Below are 18,240 nucleotides of genomic sequence, written 5' to 3'. Positions count from 1 at the left end.
ATGCCTTAACTCTGAGCGCAATTCAATCTGAGTCCGCTGTTCTGTGCAGGGGGCATCAAGCAAGAGGCATAGGCCGAGCGCCTGCGGAAGGAGGGCATCCGGAGCGCGGAGCTGCCGCCTTGCAGCATCTTGTGGTATCCGCCTGCCGGTGCGCTCAACAGGGGCAAAAAAATGCGGCCCGGAATTGCTTCCGGGCCGCGGGTGGGGGTTTTGGGTTTTCTGAGCCGCCGTGCGGGTTGGGTCACACGGCGGATCAAAAGGGGATGACGGGACAGGGATGCCCCGACGAAGATTACATCATGCCGCCGTGGTCGTGGCTGTGACCGGCGTCAGCCTTCTCTTCCTTGGGAATGTCTGCGATGAGGCACTCGGTGGTGAGGAGCAGGCCGGAGATGGAGGCGGCGTTCTGGAGAGCGCTGCGGGTCACCTTGGCAGGGTCAACGACGCCAGCCTTGATGAGGTCCACGTATTCGCCAGTGGCGACGTTGTAGCCGCTGTTGCCTTTGCCCTTCTTGACTTCGGCAACGATGAGCGCGCCTTCCAGACCGGCGTTGGCAGCCAGCTGGCGGAGGGGAGCTTCGATGGCGCGGGCGATGATTTCAGCGCCGGTCTTTTCGTCGCCGACGAGCTTGAGGTCGCCGATGGCGGCCTGAGCACGGATGAGGGCCACACCACCGCCAGGGACGATGCCTTCCTCAACGGCTGCACGGGTGGCGTGCAGGGCGTCTTCGACACGGGCTTTCTTTTCCTTCATCTCGGTTTCGGTGGCAGCACCGACGTTGATGACGGCCACGCCGCCGGCGAGCTTGGCAAGGCGCTCCTGGAGCTTCTCGCGGTCGTAGTCGCTGGTGGTTTCGGCGATCTGGTTCTTGATCTGGGTCACGCGGCCCGCGATCGCTTCGGAGGAGCCTTCACCTTCAACGATGACGGTGTTTTCCTTGCCGATGGTGATGCGCTTGGCGCGGCCGAGGTCGGAAAGCTCGATGTTCTCAAGCTTGATGCCGAGGTCTTCGGTGATGCAGCGGCCACCGGTGAGGATGGCGATGTCTTCGAGCATGGCCTTGCGGCGGTCGCCGAAGCCAGGAGCCTTGACGGCCACGATGTTGAGGGTGCCGCGCAGCTTGTTCACCACGAGGGTGGCAAGGGCTTCGCCTTCGACGTCTTCAGCGATGATGAGGAGGGGCTTGCCGGAGCGGGCGACCTTCTCAAGCAGAGGCAGCATGTCCTTGAGGTTGCTGACCTTCTTCTCGTTGATGAGGATGTAGGCGTTCTCGAGGTTGCACTCCATCGTTTCCGGATTGGTCACGAAGTAGGGGGAGAGGTAGCCCTTGTCGAACTGCATGCCTTCCACCACTTCCAGAGTGGTTTCGATGCTCTTGGCTTCTTCCACGGTGATGGTGCCTTCCTTGCCCACTTTGTCCATGGCTTCGGCGATGATGTTGCCGATGCTGGCGTCCCAGTTGGCGGACACGGTTGCGACCTGGGCCACTTCCTTGCTGTCCTTCACGGGGGTGGAGATTTCCTTGAGCTTGGCCACGATGGCCTCGGTGGCCTTCAGGATGCCGCGCTGCAGGGAGGTGGGGTTGGCGCCGGCGGTCACGTTGCGGAGACCTTCGGAGTAGATGGCTTCAGCCAGCACGGTGGCGGTGGTGGTGCCGTCGCCAGCGGTGTCGGAGGTCTTGGAGGAGACTTCCTTGATGAGCTGGGCGCCCATGTTTTCATAGGGGTCCGGAAGCTCGATTTCCTTGGCCACGGTCACACCGTCCTTGGTGATGGTGGGGGAGCCGAATTTCTTTTCCAGGATGACGTTGCGGCCGGAGGGGCCGAGCGTTGCCTTCACGGCCTTGGCGAGCTTGGTGACGCCGCGGAGAAGGGCCTGGCGAGCGTGTTCGTCGAAATGAAGTTGTTTAGCCATAACAGTATAAGTAGTGAGTTTGGGGGTGGGTTTGAGGGGGGATTAGCCGATGATGCCGAGGATGTCGGTTTCGTTGATGATGAGGACGTCGTCGCCGTTGAGCTTCACTTCGGTGCCGCCGTACTTGGAGATGAGGACCTTGTCGCCCTTCTTCACAGTGAAGAGGGTGGACACGTCTTTGCCTTCGTCGTCCTTGCCGGTGCCAAGGGCGAGCACTTCAGCTTCCTGTGGCTTTTCTTTGGCGGTGTCGGGAAGGAAGATGCCGCCGGCGGTCTTTTCTTCGCTGGTGGAGCGCTTGACGAGGACGCGGCGTCCGAGGGGTGTGATGGAGGTTGCCATAGTTGGTCTGGTTTGTGCTTTTAGGGTTTCTGGTTCTAGTTCGGTTTGGTTCGGGTTGTCTGCCCGGCCTGCTGTCACACGGGTTGGTGTGCCGGCTGGCCGGGCGGAAATTCATTCGGGGTCGGTGGGCGGTGCCGCAGCGGCTGGCGCGGGAAGGGTGTTGGGGACGATGGCGACTCCGTTGGGGGCGCGTTCCAGCCCGCCATAGCTGAGGTCCGGAGTGGCCTCGCCGATCTCGCTGACGAGAAAATCCACGATGCGCTGCGGCTCCTCGGAGAGCACGGACTGCAGCATGCGCGAAGTGCGGGCCTGATCGTAGCCTTTCATGTCCAGGTCCAGCTTGGCGGAGCCTTCGAGGCCCTTGATCTGCGCAGCCAGGTCCACGGTGGAGTTCACGCGCTTCAGCAGCACGGGGTCGGCGCTGAGTTTTTTCATGGCAGCCGCCAGCTTGTCCTTCACCTCAGGGGTGTTCAGCAGCTCGGTGGCGGTCTTGCCGGGGTAGCGGGAGATGATGTCGTCAGCTTCGTTCTTGAGGGCGTTTTCCGCAGGTGCGGCTGGCTTTTCCTGCTTAGTCGTCAGCGCGCTGGAGATTTCTGCCTCGATCTTGGCATCCGAGGCGGCGGCGGTCTTGGGCGCAGCGGCTTTTTCCGGTGCCTTGGCGGTCCCGGGCGATTTTCCGCAGGAGACGAGCCCCAGTGCGGTCATGAGGATGAGCGTGTTTGTCTTCATGATACGCGTGGTGCGATGGCGGCGTTGGAGATTTCCCGCAGCGCAGTTTTCACAGCCTGGTCAAAGGTCTGGAACGACTCGTACTGCGGCTGCACTCCGGACATGCTGAGGTTGTCCCCCATGGCCTCCAGACGACCGATGACGTACCACTGGTCGTTTCCCTGATTTTCGATGAGGGATTTGAGATACTCGATCTCCAGCTTCTTGTTGGTGATCTGGTCGTTGGTGTCGGAGCTCTGGTTGGTGAATTCCTGCAGCGGCTGGCGGCAGAGCAGGATGCCGTAGGCGCGGTTCTGCGCCAGGGAGCAGGTGATGATGTACTTGGCCTGAGCTTCGACGAGGATGTGGCTGGGGTCCGTGCCGCTGATGGCCAGCTCCGTGTCTGAGAGGCGGGCGCTGACGCCCATGGGATCGCGCTTGGTGCGGAAGCCCTCTGCCTCCGTGAGCCCGGCAAAGCACTCCACGATCTGCGAGAGGTAGCGCCGCCGCCGGTCCAGCAGCAGATCCTCATATCGCTGGAGGAGGCGTTTCACCTCTCCATCGAGCGCGGACAGTTCTTTGAGGGCTTCGAGACTCATCGTTTGGAAACGAGGGTTACGGGCGAAGGCCACTCGCGTCTTTCCAGAACGATGCCTGACGGCGAACCGGTGGGGCTCGCCGTCAGGCTGGGAATCGTTCTGGTCAGTGGAGACAACATCAGTTCAGCTTGGCTGAGTTCGCGTCAGAGAAGAACTTACTTGTCCTTGTCCACGACTTCGAAGTCGGCATCCACCACCTTGCCCTTGTCCTGGGACTTGGCTTCGGCGGCACCGCCGGAGGGCTGGCCACCCATGCCGCTCATGTCGGGCATGCCACCTTCGGCGCCGGGGGCTCCGGCTCCTGCGGCGGCTGCGGCCTGGTAGGCGGCGGCAAAGAGCTTCTCGATCTCCTCCGTCTGCGACTTCATTTTGTCGATGTCGTTCGCTTCGATGGCGGACTTCAGGTCGGCGAGCTTGTCGGTGATCGGCTTGGTCTGCTCGGCAGGGACTTTGTCTCCCCACTCCTTCAGCGTCTTCTCGATCTCGTAGCTCAGGCTGTCGGCCTTGTTCTTCACTTCCACGCCTTCCTTGCGCTTGCGGTCTTCCTCGGCGTGCTCTTCAGCGTCGCGCTTGGCTTTCTCGATCTCGTCCTGGGTGAGGCCGGAGCTGCCCTGGATGGAGATGCGCTGTTCCTTGCCAGTGGTCTTTTCCTTGGCGGAGACGTGCAGGATGCCGTTGGCGTCGATGTCAAAGGTCACTTCGATCTGCGGCACGCCACGGGGCATCGGCGGGATGCCGTCGAGCTTGAAGGTGCCGAGGGTCTTGTTGTCGCGGGACATCGGGCGCTCGCCCTGCAGGACCACGATTTCCACACCGGGCTGCTGGTCAGCGTAGGTGGAGAAGGTCTGGCTGTGCTTCTTCGGGATGGTGGTGTTGCGCGGGATCATCGGGGTGGCCACGCCGCCGGCGGTCTCGATGGCGAGGGTCAGCGGGGTCACGTCGAGCAGGAGCACGTCCTTCACGTCGCCCTTGAGCACACCGCCTTGGATGGCAGCGCCGATGGCCACGACTTCGTCCGGGTTCACACCTTGGTGCGGGTCTTTGCCGGCAAGCTTGCGGGCGGTTTCCACCACCTTGGGCATGCGGGTCATACCACCCACCAGCACGAGTTCGTCGATCTTGCTGGCGTCCAGCTTGGCGGCGGCCAGGCAGTCACGCACGGGTTTCATGGTGCGCTCAAAGAGGCTGTCGCAGAGCTGCTCCATCTTGGCGCGGCTCAGGGTCTTCATGATGTGCTTCGGCCCGGTGGCGTCGGCGGTGATGAAGGGCAGGTTCAGGTCGTAGCTCTGGCTGGAGCTGAGGGCAATCTTGGCCTTCTCCGCTTCTTCCTTGATGCGCTGGAGGGCGTCTGGCTGGCCGCTGAGGTCGATGCCGCTGTCGGCTTTGAACTCGTTGACGATCCAGGTGATGAGGGTGTTGTCCCAGTCGTCACCGCCCAGGTGGGTGTCGCCGTCCGTGGCCAGCACTTCAAAGACGCCGTCGCCGATTTCGAGGACGGAGATGTCGAAGGTACCACCACCGAGGTCATACACGGCGATCTTTTCGTCGGACTTGCTTTCCAGACCGTAGGCCAGGGAGGCGGCGGTCGGCTCGTTGATGATGCGGCGCACGTTCAGGCCGGCGATTTCGCCAGCGGCCTTGGTGGCGTTGCGCTGGGAGTCGTTGAAGTAGGCGGGGACGGTGATGACGGCGTCGGTGATGGTTTCGCCCAGCTTGGCTTCAGCGTCGGCCTTCAGCTTGGAGAGGATCATGGCGCTGACTTCCTGGGGGGAGTAGGTCTTGGTTTCGCCGCCGACTTCCACCTGTACGTGGGCGTCGCCATTGGAGGCAGCCACGATCTTGTAGGGCATGCGCTTGTCGGCTTCGGTGAGCTCGGCGAACTTGCGGCCCATCAGGCGCTTCACGGAGAAGACGGTGTTGCGGGGGTTGGTGACGGCCTGGCGCTTGGCGGCCTGACCGACGACACGTTCGCCGCTCTTGGTGAAGGCGACGACGGAAGGAGTGGTGCGTGCGCCTTCGCTGTTTTCGAGCACCGTTGCTTTGCCGCCTTCGAGGACGGCCATGCAGGAGTTGGTGGTGCCGAGGTCAATGCCGAGGATTTTGCTCATGGTTTTGGGGTTGGGGGGGGAAAGGTGGAACTGAGGGTTTTGGTGGTTCCTTCTTGGCTAGACGCGTGCCAAGTGGGTCTTTAGAAATGTAATTCACTGATTGTGAGTTAACTAATAAGATCATGGCACAATGAGCCATGAGCCAAAAATTGTGCCAAAGTGCCAAAATGTGGCACAATTGGGGTGTCACTTGGCACAATTGGGGCCGACGTCTCGTGGTCTTGTCTTCTTCAGGTGGCAATCCAGACAGCCTTTGGCATCGTGTGCGGCATGTCCCTTATGAAGAAAATGGCCGTGGGCGTCGGCCTGCTTGCGCTCTGTCTGGGGCTTTTCTCGCTCCTCAGTTCCTGCTCGGCATTCAACTCGTGGCGCGGCGAGGTCGACGGGCGGGCGGATGCGCAGAAGGATCTGAAGGCTGGCAAACTCATCCTTGAGACCATGGGGCCACCACCGGCACCGTGGGAGAGGACCTATGAAAAGCTGCTCAAGGAACGGCACGGCATCACGTACTCCTGGGTGGCCGGGTGCATTGTGAGCGATCGCGTGAGTGGTCACGCCAGAGCGTACAATCAAATCATGGAGGCGGAGATTGAGCGGCGGTTTGGGAAAGGTGTTTTGGAAAAAACAGCGGAGGAAGCCAGGAAGCAGACGGGACCGTCCTCGCCCTGATCCCTGACGGCGCTTGTGAAAAGTTTCACAATCCGATTGCCGCCCCTGCGCAGGGGGCGTAATTCTCAGGGTCCCAAACTTTCCCCTGACTCCCATGGTCGCCCCTGCTGATTCCACCGTTGCTGCTTACGACTCCAAAGTCGAAGGCAATATCATCTTCACCAAGATGGACGCCGCCATCAACTGGATGCGCAAGAACTCCATGTGGCCGATGCCGATGGGCCTCGCCTGCTGCGCCATCGAAATGATGGCCGCTGCCTGCAGCCGCTACGACTTGAGCCGCTTCGGTGCGGAAGTGATGCGCTTTTCCCCCCGCCAGGCCGACGTCATGATTGTGGCGGGTACAGTGACTTACAAGATGGCCCTCGCCGTGAAGCGCGTGTGGGACCAGATGCCGGAGCCGAAGTGGTGCATCGCCATGGGTGCCTGCGCCTCCTCGGGCGGCATGTACCGCAGCTACGCGGTGCTCCAGGGCATCGACCAGCTCATCCCGGTGGACGTTTACATTTCCGGCTGCCCTCCGCGCCCTGAGGCGCTGCTGGAGGGCCTGATGCGCCTGCAGCACAAGATCGAGACCGAGCACTCCTTTGTGGAGCAGAAGAAAGAACTGCTGGCCGAACTCACCGCCTAATTTTTTGCACCGCCATGAAAGCCCCTGAGATGGTCGAAGCCCTGAAGCAGAAGTTTGGCGATGCCGTGCTGGAAACGAAGGAGTTTCGTGGAGAGCACACGCTCGTCGTCACCCTGGCCAGCGCCAAGCCGCTGCTGAAATACTGCCGCGATGAGCTGAACTTTGACTACCTCATCGACGTCTCCAGCCTGGACTACATGGGCCGGGAGCCGCGCTTTGAGATGGTGTATGAGCTCTACGGCTACGGCCACCTGCAGTACCTGCGTGTGCGTGCCGCTGTGGCGGAAGACGTGGAAGTCCCCACGGTGAGCGACCTCTGGGCCACGGCCGACTGGCACGAGCGCGAGGTGTATGACATGATGGGCATCAAGTTCAGCGGGCACCCGGACCTGCGCCGCATCCTGATGTGGGAGGGCTATCCCTTCTTCCCGCTGCGCAAAGACTTCCCCCTCGAAGGCAAGCCCAGCGACATGCCCGATGTGGGCTTTACCAAGGTGGCCCCGATGGCGGACGGCCCCTTTGTGACCACGGCAGGCGAGGGAGATACGCAGACGCGCGAGCCGCGCTCCCGCAGGCCGGTGGAATAGCCCGGCTGCAGGACGTAGGTTGGGTGTGTTTGGCGCGTTGCGTTCTCACATGCTCCAGTTCTTTCTTCGCCAAACCGCCCGACTGCGATGACTTTCGCGAGGCTTCAGTGTTTGCGGGTACGCTCATGGACGGGCGGGCTGCCGCCACACCCGCCCTACGACCGGACATGCGCTGCGCTGCGCTCCTTTCCATCGTGGACATTCCCGCGCGTTCGCGGTTTAATGCAAAATCTTCCGCAGCCGCGTTCATCCCTGTGACGATGCTGTGCGATAGAGCCGCACCACCTCACCCGTTCATTTTTCCCTCGCATGACACGCACCCACATCACCACCGTACTTGGTCTGGCCATGGCCACGACCGTCTTCTCCGCTGATTCCACCGACTGGGGCACCTTCCGCGGGCCTTCGGGCAACGGCATCGTCCCCGCCCTGGCCAACGCCAAATGGAGCCTCAAGCAGGTCTGGAAGTCTCCTACCAATCTCGGCTTCAGCTCCTTCGCCGTGGCGGGGGGCAAGGTGTACACGCTCGTCACTGGCGAGAGCGATGGCAACAGCGGCGAAATGCTGGCCTGCCTGGATGAAAAGACTGGCAAGGAGCTGTGGAGCAAGCCGCTGAGCATTGTGCCCAAATACACCGGTGGCGGTGACTCCGGCACGCCGGACAACAAAGGCGGAGACGGCTCGCGCTCCACGCCGGTGGTGAATGGCGGCAAAGTCTATGCCATCGACTCCATGCTGGGCGTGTTCTGCTTTGACGCAGCCACGGGCAAGGAAGTGTGGAAGCACGACGTGATGAAGGAAAACGCCGGCGTGCAGATCAAATGGGAAAACGCCGCGTCTCCGGTGATCGATGGCGATGTGCTGCTGCTGGCCGGCGGCGGTGCGGGCGAGGCGCTGCTGGGCCTGGACAAAAACACCGGCAAGGTGGTGTGGAAGGGCGAGGACGACAAGATGACCCACGCCACCCCCGTGCTGGCAGACATCCTGGGCGTGCACCAGGCCATCTTCTTCACGCAGACAGGCCTTGTGGCCGTCGATCCGCAAAAAGGCAGCGTGCTCTGGCGCGCGCCCTTCCCCTACAAGGTGAGCACGGCCGCCTCTCCGGTGGTGTATCAGGACATCGTGTACTGCTCCGCCGGCTACGGCGTGGGCGCGGGTGCGTTCAAGATCACCAAGAGCGGCAGCAAGCTGGAGGCCACGCAGATCTGGCGCCGTGAAAACCAGTGCTTCAACCACTGGAGCACCCCGGTGGTGAAGGACGGCTACCTCTACGGCATGTTCAGCTTCAAGGAATACGGCGCGGGCCCGCTGGCCTGTGTGGACATCCACACCGGCGAGGACAAGTGGGCTGAGAAGGGCTTTGGCCCTGGCCAGGTCATTCTTGCCGGAGACAAGATCATCGCCACCAGCGACAAGGGAGAGATCGTCGTCGTCGAGGCCAGCCCTGATAAGTACAAGGAAGTGGCGCGCAAGGACGTGCTGGACGGCAAGGTGTGGAGCTACCCCATCCTGGCCAATGGCAAGATCTTTGCCCGCAGCACGACCGAAGGCGTGTGCCTGGACGTGAACTGAGCCCGGCCCGCCCTTCCGGAGCCGGTTTTTTCGAAGCCCGCAGGTCACCCCTGCGGGCTTCTTCTTTTGGTCCTGAGACCGTGCAGCCTTGACGCATCGGGGGCTTTAACCGACTCTCAAAGCTTTCTCTGGCATGAAGTGGCTGAACCGTGTGATCCAGGCCTGGCAAAAGGCGCGTGAACTCCCCTATCTGGGGCGGAGTTCCTTTGCCGTGGCCATCCTTCTCCTGATCATCTCCATGCTGACGGGGTGGCACCGCACGCATCCGGATGATGCGGTGGATGCCGCGCTGCAGCAGGCCCAGGTGGCGCAGGTGGACGTGCCGCAGGGCATCCTGATCCTGTCCAAGGTGCTGCCGTACCTGAACCTGTGGGTCAGGCTTGGCGTGCCGGTGCTGCTGATCGTGATCTGGCGGCGCTGGGGAGACCTGCGCCGTCTGATGCTGCCGACCAGCATCGCCTCCGTGTCCATGGCCGTGTGGTCCATCGCGAGCGATCTGGTGGACTACATCGCGCATTCGCACATGACGGAGATCGGCGAGCCGCCCGTGCCGCTGGCCTTTGCGTTCAAGCTCGTGTTCATGGCGCTGGCGTTTCTCTCGGTGCCCTTTGCCCTGCAGTACTACCGGCGCATCGGCCTCCTGGAGCGCTACACGCTGCGCACCTTTCTGCATCCGCTGGTGTTCTGCTTTGTGTCCTTCTTCACGCTGTGGATCATCATGGACCTGCTGGACAACCTGAAGGACTTTCAGGAGTCGAAGTTTGGCGTTGTGCGGGTGGTGACCTTTTACCTGGGGATGATCCCGTTTGTTTACACGCAGGTGCTGCCGGTGGCCCTGCTGCTGGCGGTGCTGTATGCGCTCACGCGCATGTCGAAGGCGAACGAGCTCATCTCCATGCTGGGCACGGGCTGGAGCCTGTTCCGGGTGCTGCGCCCCATCTTTGTGTGCAGCGTGTATGCGTGCGCGCTGGACATGGCGGCCAACTACCACTGGGCGCCACGTGCGGAGGGGAACCGCGAGGCCGCGTTTCGGGGCATGAGCCAGCATGCGGCGGACTCGATCATGGCCTCCCACATCATGTTTCACAATGAGCAGACGCGCCGTACCTGGTACGTGGGCACCTTCCCCTTCTCCATGCGCAGCGGTAATGAGCGCATGCACGGCGTGCAGATCCGCGAGGAGGATGAGCAGGGGCGGCCGCTGCGCACCATCATCGCCCCGGATGTGGGCTGGTCACCGCGTTCGGGCTGGCGTTTCTACAATGGCAAGGAGATGGTCTATCAGGACGGCAAGCTCGCCTCCATCCGGCCTTTCGCCAAAGGGGCGGACGGGCAGAGCATGCTGACGGTGGGCGGGATCGAGGAAACGCCTTGGAGCCTGGTGAGTTATGCGCTGCGGCCGGATTTCATGAGCGTGCCGGAGCTGATCTCCTACCTGCAGGCACACCCGAAGGCGGCAGACGACAAGCTGGCTCCTTTCCGCTCGCACCTGTGGCACCGCTTTGCGCTGCCGTGGCAGGCCATGGCGCTGGTGCTGGTGGCGGCGCCGCTGGGGGTGGCGTACTCCCGCCGTGGCTCGGTGGGGGGCATCGCGGGCAGCGTGTTCATCTTCTTCATCTACATGTTCATGAACAATCTGTGCCTGAACCTCGGCAAGGGCGGGCACCTGCCGCCATGGCTCACCGTGTGGCTGCCGCACCTGCTGTTTGGCTCTCTGGGACTCATCCTGTTCCACTACCGCTCGCAGAACCGCGACCTGCCCAGCTTCAAATTCCGCCTCTCCAAGCCCAAGCCCCAGATCGCGCGCCCGCGCAACCGCCGTGCCCCGCTGCCCAGCGCCCCTGCGGCTTGAAATTCTGATCCTGAAACTTAAACATCGCTGATGCAGCAAAACTGGTCCATTCGCAGCCGTGCGCACACCTGCGCCGTCACCGGTCGTCCGTTTGAGGATGGCGAGAGCTTCCATACCACGATCTATTTTGACCCCGAGGAAAACGGCTATGTGCGGCGCGACGTGTGCTCCGAGGCCTGGGCGCAGGAGCAGGAGCTGCGCAAGCCGGTGGCCTCATGGAAGACCATCTACAGCAAGGTCATCGCCGAGGCGAAGCCGGAGATCGCCCCCAAGGAGAGTGCGCAGGCGCTGCTGCAGCGCTTCATTGAGGAAGGCGACCCGCGCACCGAAAACGCGCGCTACATCCTGGCGCTGATGCTGGAGCGCAAACGCCAGCTCTCGCAGACGGCGGAGAAGGAGGTGGACGGTGCGAAGATGCTCTTTTACGAAAACAAGAAGACCGGTGAGATCTTCATCGTGCGCGACCCTGAGCTGCGCCTGGACGAGATCGCGGACATGCAGGACGAGGTGGCCACGCTCCTCGCCTTTGGCGGTCCTGCGGCCGCGGCCGCCAAGGCCGTGGGTGTGACCCTGACGGTGGACGGCGTGGTGCCTGCGCCAGATGCGCAAGCTGCGCCGCCCGAGGCGGACGCCGCTGCGCCTGCCGAACCTGCGGAGAGCGCACCTGCGGCTGATGCCGCAGCCGAGCCCGCTGCTGAGGAGGCGGAGCCTGAGACAGACTCTGCAACGGAGAGCGAGCCGGAAGCTGACGAGGCAGAGGTTGATTCTGATTCAGAGGCTGAAGCTGAGGGCGATGAGCCTGTGGCGGAGTGATACCACGGATCTGGTGAGGCCGGCCGGCCTCTGAGGCTCCGGGGCACGAGCTTTGGTGCTTGAGGGTGCTATGACGCAGCGCAGTTGACACTGCGCACCACCCACGCCTACTTTGCTCCATGTCCTTCTGCACCCAAGCATCGCTGCTGCCGCGAATCGCGCGGCTGGTGGTTGTGGGGGCGGTCTGTCTCTCACTCGGTGCGCACTGGGCCTTGCTGCAAGGTGTCGCGTGGGCAGGCATGCTGGTATCCTTTGCCAGCGAGGGAACAGTGATGGAGGCGGTGCAGAAAACCTTCGATGGTCAGCATGGCTGCCCGCTTTGTAAAAAAGTGAAGGAAGGCAGCAGCACCAACCGCAAGCAGCCGCAGCAGGCGGGGCAGTCCATGCAGAAGATCAACGCCGTGCTGGTGGAGATGACGACCCTGGTCGCCCCTGCGGGAGACACTTTTTCATTCGTGCCACTGCACGAAAGGCCGGTCAGCCGCACCGAACTGCCGGAGACGCCACCGCCACGGCGTGGCAGCAGCCTCCGCTCCCTGAGCTGAGCCCCATGCACGCATAGGCCGTCTGTACTCGCAGGCGTCTGATTGGCCGCGTGTCTGCACCCCTACCCCATCCGCACCGCCATGCCCTGAAGGGACGCCCGTGGCGTGTGAGGTCCCCAGTTCATGCGTCCCTCCTCATTCCTTTTTTCATGTCTCTTTTTTCAAAACTCCCCCTCCTGGCAGCCGCGTGTGTGCTGCCTTTCACTGCCATCATTCACGCCCAGGACTCCCTCTCACGCGGGCAGGCGGTTTACATGCAGGTCTGCTTTGCCTGTCACCAGCCCACGGGCCTGGGCCTGCCGGGCATGTTTCCGCCGCTGGCGGGCTCGGACTGGGTGGCGGCGGCAAAGCCGGACCGCCTCATCCGCATGGTGCTGCATGGTTTCACCGGCCCCATCACGCTCAATGGCAAGCCCTTCACCTCTCCTGCGCCGCTCATGCCGCCGCAGGGCGCGGCGCTGAGCGACACGCAGATCGCCGATGTGCTGACGTATGTGCGCAGCAGCTTTGGCAACAAGGCCGCCGCTGTGACGCCGGAGCAGGTGAAGGCCATCCGTGAGGCTGAGAAGGCGCGCAGCGCGATGTGGACGGAGGCGGAGATTCTCAAAATCCCGGTGGAGTAATGCCATGACGGACCACCCACCTCCAGACTCACCGGTGCCGCCACCGCCGGGCGTGCGCTACGACTCCGCCGGGGCTGACTTCCGCGTCAGCACCGGCTCCTGGCTGCGCATGACGCTGGGCATCGGCATGGCCTTGGCGGGCGTGCTGGTGCTGGGACGCTATGCCCGGCACGCGCTCCCACCGCCGCCGCTGCCCATCGTGGCCCAGGTCCAGGGCGACCTGGAGGCCACCGAGCGCAGCGGGCAGACGGTGAAACTCTCCGCGCTGCGCGGAAAGGTCACCGTCATGGCCTGCCTCTACACCGTGTGCCCGCACGGCTGCGCCGCAGTGGTGGCAGAGATGCAGAAGCTCAATGCAGCCTACCGCACGCGGCCGGATTTCCACCTGGTCTCACTGGCGGTGGCGCCGGAGCGCGACACCACGGACTTCCTGAAAGCCTACGCGGAAGGCGTGGGCGCAAAGCGGGAGGACCCGTGGTGGTTCGTCACCGGCGGGCAGCAGGCCATCTGGGACTACATGACCCATGGCCTGCAGCTCCAGGCACCGGCACCCATCCCGGAGGAAAAGCGCATCAACCCGCTGGACCTCTACGAGCACGACCTGCGCCTCGTGCTCCTCGACCGCCAGGGCCGCGTGCGCGGCTACTACTCGGTCTTTCACCCTCAGTCAGAGATCGCCGCGCTCATGGTCGAAAAGCTTGATCGCGACGTGCGGCGCTTGCTCGACAACCCCGCAGAATAAAACTCCACCCCATCCACCCCTATGAAACACCTCCTCACACTCCTCCTCGGCCTGCTCCTCCTTTCCACCTCCTGCACCGCCGACGAGCCGGTGACCTTCGTCTATGAGGGCGAGGTCGCGGGCATCATGTGCATTCACTGCACGAACAAAGTCGAAGCCGCGATGAAGAAGCTGCCCGACGTGCAGAGCGTCAAAATCACGCGCGATGAGAAAGGCGGGCTGCCCAAGCTGGAGATCGTCGCCGCCAATGCGAAGCTCACCCGCGAAGACGCCGTCAAGGCGCTGGGAGACGACGCCAAGATGTACGACATCCGCAGCCTGAAGCTGGTGCGGGGAAAATAGTCTGACACATGTCTTGCGGCTGCCCAGCCACCTCTCAATAATCGCCCGCCATGCTTTCCGCTGCCCGCCGTTCGTTGTCACTGCGCCCCGCGCAGCGCGGGGTCGTGCTGGTGCTGTGCCTGGCGCTGGGCCTGCACTGGGCGCTGCTGCAGGGCATCGCCTGGACGGGCATGCTCCTCAGCTTTGCGAGCGAGGGCTCGGTGATTGAGGCGGTGGAAAAGACCTTCGACGGGCAGCACCCCTGCGAGCTGTGCAAGAAGGTGAAGGAGGGAGCGCAGGACTCTGAAGACGGCAGGCAGAGCGCCCCGCAGGATGACGCCGCCAAGGGCGGGCTGCATGCCGTGCTGGTGAGCACCGCCACGCTGCTGCCCCCCGCAGGAGAACTGCTGTCATTCGCACCGCTGTGCGAAGTGCTGATCAGCCGAAAAGGAATGCCGGAGCCACCACCGCCACGAAGCGGGCAGGTCTGAACCAAGCCGGGCGGTTTCCCCAAACCGTCTGCCCTCCACCACACGCCGGACCTGGAAGTCCGGCCCACCCTCATGCGCATGCCGCCTTCTGTGCGGCTGCCCCTCTCCCGCATCCCTTGACATGAAACCTTTCTCCTACCTCTTTGTACTCTCTCTGACCGGCGCTGCCTTGGCGCAGCCGGCCCCCTCTCCGACGACCGAACTTCAGGAAGTCGTCATCACCGCCAGGAAAGACTCCCCTTCCCTCACGGTACCCAGCCTGGAGCTGCGCCAGGAACAGATCGCCGCATCTGTGCCCGGCGGCGCCGGCCTGGTGGACGCCGAATTCTACAAGCGCGGCCGTGCCTCCACGCTGAAGGACGCACTGGACTTTGCGCCCGGTGTGCTGATCCAGTCGCGCTTCGGCGCGGAGGAGTCGCGCATCGCCATCCGCGGCTCCGGCTTGCAGCGCACCTTCCACGGGCGCGGCATCTGGATGATGCAGGATGGCATGCCGCTGAACCTGGCGGACGGCGGCTTTGACATGCAGGCCATCGAGCCGCTGGCGGCCAGCTACATCGAGGTCTTTCGCGGGGCGAACGCGCTGCAGCACGGTTCCGCCACGCTGGGCGGCGCGGTGAACTTCATCTCCAACACGGGCTACACCGCACCCCCCGCGCAGGCACGCGTGGAGGTGGGCAGCTTCAACACGTACCGCGCGCAGATCTCCTCCGGCTTTGTGAGTGGAAACACGGACATGTATGTGAGCATCACCGCCTCCCATACCGACGGCTTCCGCGACTGGAGCAAGCAGGAGAGCTTCCGCGTGTTTGCAAACATCGGCACCAAGATCAGCCCGAACCTGGAGAACCGCTTCTACATCACCTACGTGGACAGCAACTCCCAGCTCCCCGGAAACCTGACCAAGGCGCAGATGAACAACAATCCGCAGCAGGCCGCGCCGGGCTCCTTTCGGCCCACCGTGGCGGGAGGCGCAGGCTACCAGGAGCGCAACTACCGCCTCTTCCGCCTGGCCAACAAGACCACCTACACGGACGGCGGGGACAACACGATCACCTTCAGCGCCTTCTGGAGCTGGAAGGACCTGAACCACCCGATCTTCCAGGTGATCGACCAGCTGAGCAACGACCTGGGCTTTGACCTGCGCTACGAGCACAAAGGCAGCGTGCTGGGGCGTGAAAACACCTTCACCGTGGGCACGGGCTTCATGTGGGGCGGCACGAATGACAACCGCTTCTTCAACATCAACGGCACACGCGGCGCGCAGGTGGCCGCCTACCGCCTGCAGGCCACGAACTTCAACCTCTACTTTCAGGACAAGCTCCAGCTCACGGAGAAGCTCTCCTTCATCGCCGGCGCGCAGGTGGCCTATGCCTCCCGCGAGCTGGACGAGCTGCAGGCCTTTCCCGGCGTGAACCCTCCCGGCCAGTTCACCGGCCTGCCCAACACCCTGAACAACAGCGACCGCCTGGAGGCCTGGGGCTTCAGCCCCAAGCTGGGCCTGCTGTATGAGGTGGACCCCAAGACGCAGATCTACTTCAACGCCAGCCGCAGCTTTGAGCCCCCCACCCTGGGAGAGGCCACGCCCGCAGGCACCGGCCTGCTGCAGCTCAAGCCGCAGACCGCCACCACGCTGGAGATCGGTACCCGCGGCCAGCGCGACCGCGTGAGCTGGGACTTCAGCTACTACTACGCGTGGGTGGAGCGCGAGCTCCTCGGCCTGGGCTCCCCCATCCTGACCCCCACCACCACCGTGAATGCCGGCAAGACGATCCACCAGGGCGTCGAATTCGGCCTGAATGTGGACGTGCTGCGCAATCTGGCGATCTCCTCCGACCGCCTGGTGCTGAACCAGAACTTCCTCTGGAACAACTTCAGCTTTGACAAGAGCGCCGCCTACGGCAGCCGCCTGCTGCCGGGCTACTCCCCGGTGTACTACCGTGCGCAGCTGCTCTATGAGCACCCCTGCGGCTTTTACGTGGGGCCCACGCTGGAGTGGTCCCCCTTCAGCTATGCCGCCGACCTGGCACGCACCACCTTTGCCGATCCGTATGCGCTGCTGGGCATGAAATTCGGCTACCGAACCAAGAAGGGCTTCTCCTTCTTCTTTGAGGCGCGCAACCTGACCAACGAGATCTACAGCCCCACCGTGAACGTCGTCACCAACGCCACCACTTCCCCCGCTGTCTTTCTCCCTGGCGACGGCCGCAGCTTCTACGGCGGCATCGAGTGGAAGTGGTAAGCGCCTTTCCGAATCGTAGGACTGGTGTGGCGAAAGCCCGCCCGTCTCTCAGCGCGTGGCAAGCACGCCGGCCTGCGAACACCTCCCAGAGTCGGGCGGTTTGGCGGAGCAGCCTTCCGATGATTAAGAAAGCACCATCCGCCAAACACACCCAACCTACGACCAAGCATCCCAACATCCCTCCCAGTCCTCTCTCCCCCCATGAACTCACGCCTCATCCGCAAACTCCACCGCTGGCTCGGCCTCGTCTTCAGCGTCTCCGTCCTGCTCGCCTCCGGCAGCGGCGTGCTGCACAACGTCATGACCCGTACGCAGGCTCCTCCGCCCCAGGCGAAGCCCTCCGGCGGCGGCATGGATGTGGCCGCCATCCGGCTCAGCGTGGCGGAGGCCGTGGGGAAACTGGGTGGCGACAAGCCCGAAGTGCAGGCCGTGAACCTGCGCGGCATCGGCGGCCAGCCCTGGTACCAGATCTACACCACCACCTCCCGCGCGCCGCAGTACGTCAGCGCCGTGGACGGCCGCGTGGACCCTGCCATGGATGAGGCCTACGCCGCCGAGATCGCGACCAAATTCCTCGCCGGAGCCGCCGTGAAAAAGACGGACTTTCTCACCGCCTTCAACACCGAGTACATCAACATCTTCCGCATCCTCCCGGTGTACCGCTTTGATGCCGGCGACGCGCTGGACACCCGCGTGTACGTCTCCACCACCACCGGCAGCGTCACGCGCCACACCGACAGGCAGCGGCAGTTTGAGGCCACCGTGTTCACCAATTTCCACAAGCTCGGCTTCATCCCGGACAAGGACACGCGCGACCTCGTGCTCACCGTGGTGACCTTTGGCATCTTCCTCGTCGCCTGCCTCGGGGTGGCGCTCTTCTTTGCCACCCGGCCAAAGAAACGGTGAATTATAAAACAAGCCCGTTTTTAGCCTTCACCTTTTTCGGGTGATGGGTTAAAAACGGGACTCATAGCCATGAAAAATATCCTGATCCTCGCCACGTTCGCTCTCTGCCTCAGCACCGCACACGCAGACCTAACCCCCTCCCATCAGGCAGCCATCGAAAAGCTGCTCGTCGTCATGAAGGTGCAGAAGCAGTTTGAAAACAACCTCACCCTTGGCTTTGAGACCGGCATGGGCGCGAACTCGGACCAGATCAAGTCCATGCCCCAGGAGCAGCAGCAGAAATTTGCCAGCGGCATGGAAAAGGTGAAGGCCGCCATGATGGAGCAGATGGGCTGGGAAAAGCTCAAGCCCGAGATCATCGCCATCTACGGCAAAAACTTCACCGAAGCCCAGGCGCAGGACATCGTGAAGCTCATGGACACCCCCACCGGCCAGCTCATCTTTGACAAGCAGCTCGTCATGGCCGGAGACATGTTCAAGCTGGCACAGGACAAGATGAAGGTGCTCATGCCGCAGATCATGCAGATCATGCAGGCAGAGATGACCAAATAGCATAGACCCGCCCGGCCCCGCACGT

General features: G+C 63.0%; 19 protein-coding genes. 14 read left to right on the top strand and 5 right to left on the bottom strand.

Translation table 11 applies throughout. The features are described 5' to 3' along the window. Window positions 1-292: 292 nt before the first annotated feature. The 5 genes from groL to dnaK all read right to left on the bottom strand — a co-directional run bounded on the left by groL (window position 293) and on the right by dnaK (window position 5,669). Window positions 293-1,915: a chaperonin GroEL gene (gene groL / locus ACFQDI_RS23770; protein WP_377171728.1), complete on the bottom strand. Its 1,623-nt coding sequence runs from the start codon at window positions 1,913-1,915 to the stop codon at window positions 293-295. A 42-nt stretch (window positions 1,916-1,957) separates the two neighbouring features. After that, window positions 1,958-2,254, bottom strand: a complete 297-nt coding sequence (locus tag ACFQDI_RS23765) for a co-chaperone GroES (RefSeq protein WP_377171726.1) — start codon at window positions 2,252-2,254, stop codon at window positions 1,958-1,960. A 111-nt stretch (window positions 2,255-2,365) separates the two neighbouring features. Next, window positions 2,366-2,983, bottom strand: coding sequence for a hypothetical protein (locus tag ACFQDI_RS23760; RefSeq protein WP_377171724.1), 618 nt, complete (start codon window positions 2,981-2,983; stop codon window positions 2,366-2,368). Further along, on the bottom strand, window positions 2,980-3,561 hold the full coding sequence (locus ACFQDI_RS23755; protein WP_377171722.1) for a hypothetical protein: 582 nt from the start codon (window positions 3,559-3,561) through the stop codon (window positions 2,980-2,982). Before ACFQDI_RS23755 ends, ACFQDI_RS23760 begins: the two co-directional genes overlap by 4 nt. Before the next feature lie 155 nt (window positions 3,562-3,716). Further along, complete coding sequence (gene dnaK, locus ACFQDI_RS23750; RefSeq protein WP_377171720.1) at window positions 3,717-5,669, bottom strand: molecular chaperone DnaK; 1,953 nt, start codon at window positions 5,667-5,669, stop codon at window positions 3,717-3,719. Window positions 5,670-5,903: 234 nt separating this feature from the next. On the opposite strand from dnaK, the gene ACFQDI_RS23745 reads away from it, so the two are divergent. The 14 genes from ACFQDI_RS23745 (at window position 5,904) to ACFQDI_RS23680 (ending at window position 18,215) form a co-directional block, all read left to right on the top strand. Further along, a complete protein-coding gene (locus tag ACFQDI_RS23745) occupies window positions 5,904-6,338 on the top strand; it encodes a hypothetical protein (protein WP_377171718.1) in 435 nt (144 codons plus the stop codon). Window positions 6,339-6,432: 94 nt separating this feature from the next. Further along, the gene (gene nuoB / locus ACFQDI_RS23740; RefSeq protein ID WP_377171716.1) at window positions 6,433-6,969 is read left to right on the top strand and encodes an NADH-quinone oxidoreductase subunit NuoB; all 537 of its coding nucleotides are present in this window, start codon (window positions 6,433-6,435) and stop codon (window positions 6,967-6,969) included. A 14-nt stretch (window positions 6,970-6,983) separates the two neighbouring features. After that, window positions 6,984-7,556 (top strand): NADH-quinone oxidoreductase subunit C, encoded by a 573-nt coding sequence (locus tag ACFQDI_RS23735; protein ID WP_377171714.1) that lies wholly within the window; start codon window positions 6,984-6,986, stop codon window positions 7,554-7,556. 309 nt (window positions 7,557-7,865) lie between these two features. Beyond that, a complete protein-coding gene (locus tag ACFQDI_RS23730; RefSeq protein ID WP_377171712.1) occupies window positions 7,866-9,128 on the top strand; it encodes an outer membrane protein assembly factor BamB family protein in 1,263 nt (420 codons plus the stop codon). Window positions 9,129-9,261: 133 nt separating this feature from the next. Next, the gene (locus tag ACFQDI_RS23725; protein WP_377171710.1) at window positions 9,262-10,980 is read left to right on the top strand and encodes an LptF/LptG family permease; all 1,719 of its coding nucleotides are present in this window, start codon (window positions 9,262-9,264) and stop codon (window positions 10,978-10,980) included. A gap of 30 nt (window positions 10,981-11,010) precedes the next feature. Then, window positions 11,011-11,793 (top strand): hypothetical protein, encoded by a 783-nt coding sequence (locus ACFQDI_RS23720; protein ID WP_377171708.1) that lies wholly within the window; start codon window positions 11,011-11,013, stop codon window positions 11,791-11,793. A gap of 119 nt (window positions 11,794-11,912) precedes the next feature. After that, window positions 11,913-12,338 carry a hypothetical protein gene (locus ACFQDI_RS23715; protein WP_377171706.1) on the top strand — a complete coding sequence of 142 codons (426 nt, stop codon included), beginning with the start codon at window positions 11,913-11,915 and terminating at the stop codon, window positions 12,336-12,338. Window positions 12,339-12,487: 149 nt separating this feature from the next. Continuing rightward, window positions 12,488-12,961, top strand: coding sequence for a c-type cytochrome (locus ACFQDI_RS23710; RefSeq protein WP_377171704.1), 474 nt, complete (start codon window positions 12,488-12,490; stop codon window positions 12,959-12,961). Between the two features lie 4 nt (window positions 12,962-12,965). After that, window positions 12,966-13,703 (top strand): SCO family protein, encoded by a 738-nt coding sequence (locus tag ACFQDI_RS23705; protein ID WP_377171702.1) that lies wholly within the window; start codon window positions 12,966-12,968, stop codon window positions 13,701-13,703. Window positions 13,704-13,724: 21 nt separating this feature from the next. After that, window positions 13,725-14,045: a hypothetical protein gene (locus ACFQDI_RS23700; protein WP_377171700.1), complete on the top strand. Its 321-nt coding sequence runs from the start codon at window positions 13,725-13,727 to the stop codon at window positions 14,043-14,045. A gap of 50 nt (window positions 14,046-14,095) precedes the next feature. Further along, window positions 14,096-14,515 carry a hypothetical protein gene (locus ACFQDI_RS23695; protein ID WP_377171698.1) on the top strand — a complete coding sequence of 140 codons (420 nt, stop codon included), beginning with the start codon at window positions 14,096-14,098 and terminating at the stop codon, window positions 14,513-14,515. Between the two features lie 121 nt (window positions 14,516-14,636). After that, window positions 14,637-16,757: a TonB-dependent receptor family protein gene (locus ACFQDI_RS23690; RefSeq protein WP_377171696.1), complete on the top strand. Its 2,121-nt coding sequence runs from the start codon at window positions 14,637-14,639 to the stop codon at window positions 16,755-16,757. Window positions 16,758-16,958: 201 nt separating this feature from the next. Then, entirely contained in the window at window positions 16,959-17,663 is a 705-nt protein-coding gene (locus tag ACFQDI_RS23685) for a hypothetical protein (protein ID WP_377171694.1), read from the top strand. A 69-nt stretch (window positions 17,664-17,732) separates the two neighbouring features. Then, entirely contained in the window at window positions 17,733-18,215 is a 483-nt protein-coding gene (locus tag ACFQDI_RS23680) for a DUF2059 domain-containing protein (RefSeq protein WP_377171692.1), read from the top strand. Window positions 18,216-18,240 lie beyond the last annotated feature (25 nt).

This window comes from Prosthecobacter fluviatilis (assembly GCF_042655725.1).
Lineage (GTDB): Bacteria > Verrucomicrobiota > Verrucomicrobiia > Verrucomicrobiales > Verrucomicrobiaceae > Prosthecobacter > Prosthecobacter fluviatilis.
The sequence above is the reverse complement of the archived record's forward strand: the minus strand, read 5'-3'. Positions and strand labels throughout refer to the sequence as shown.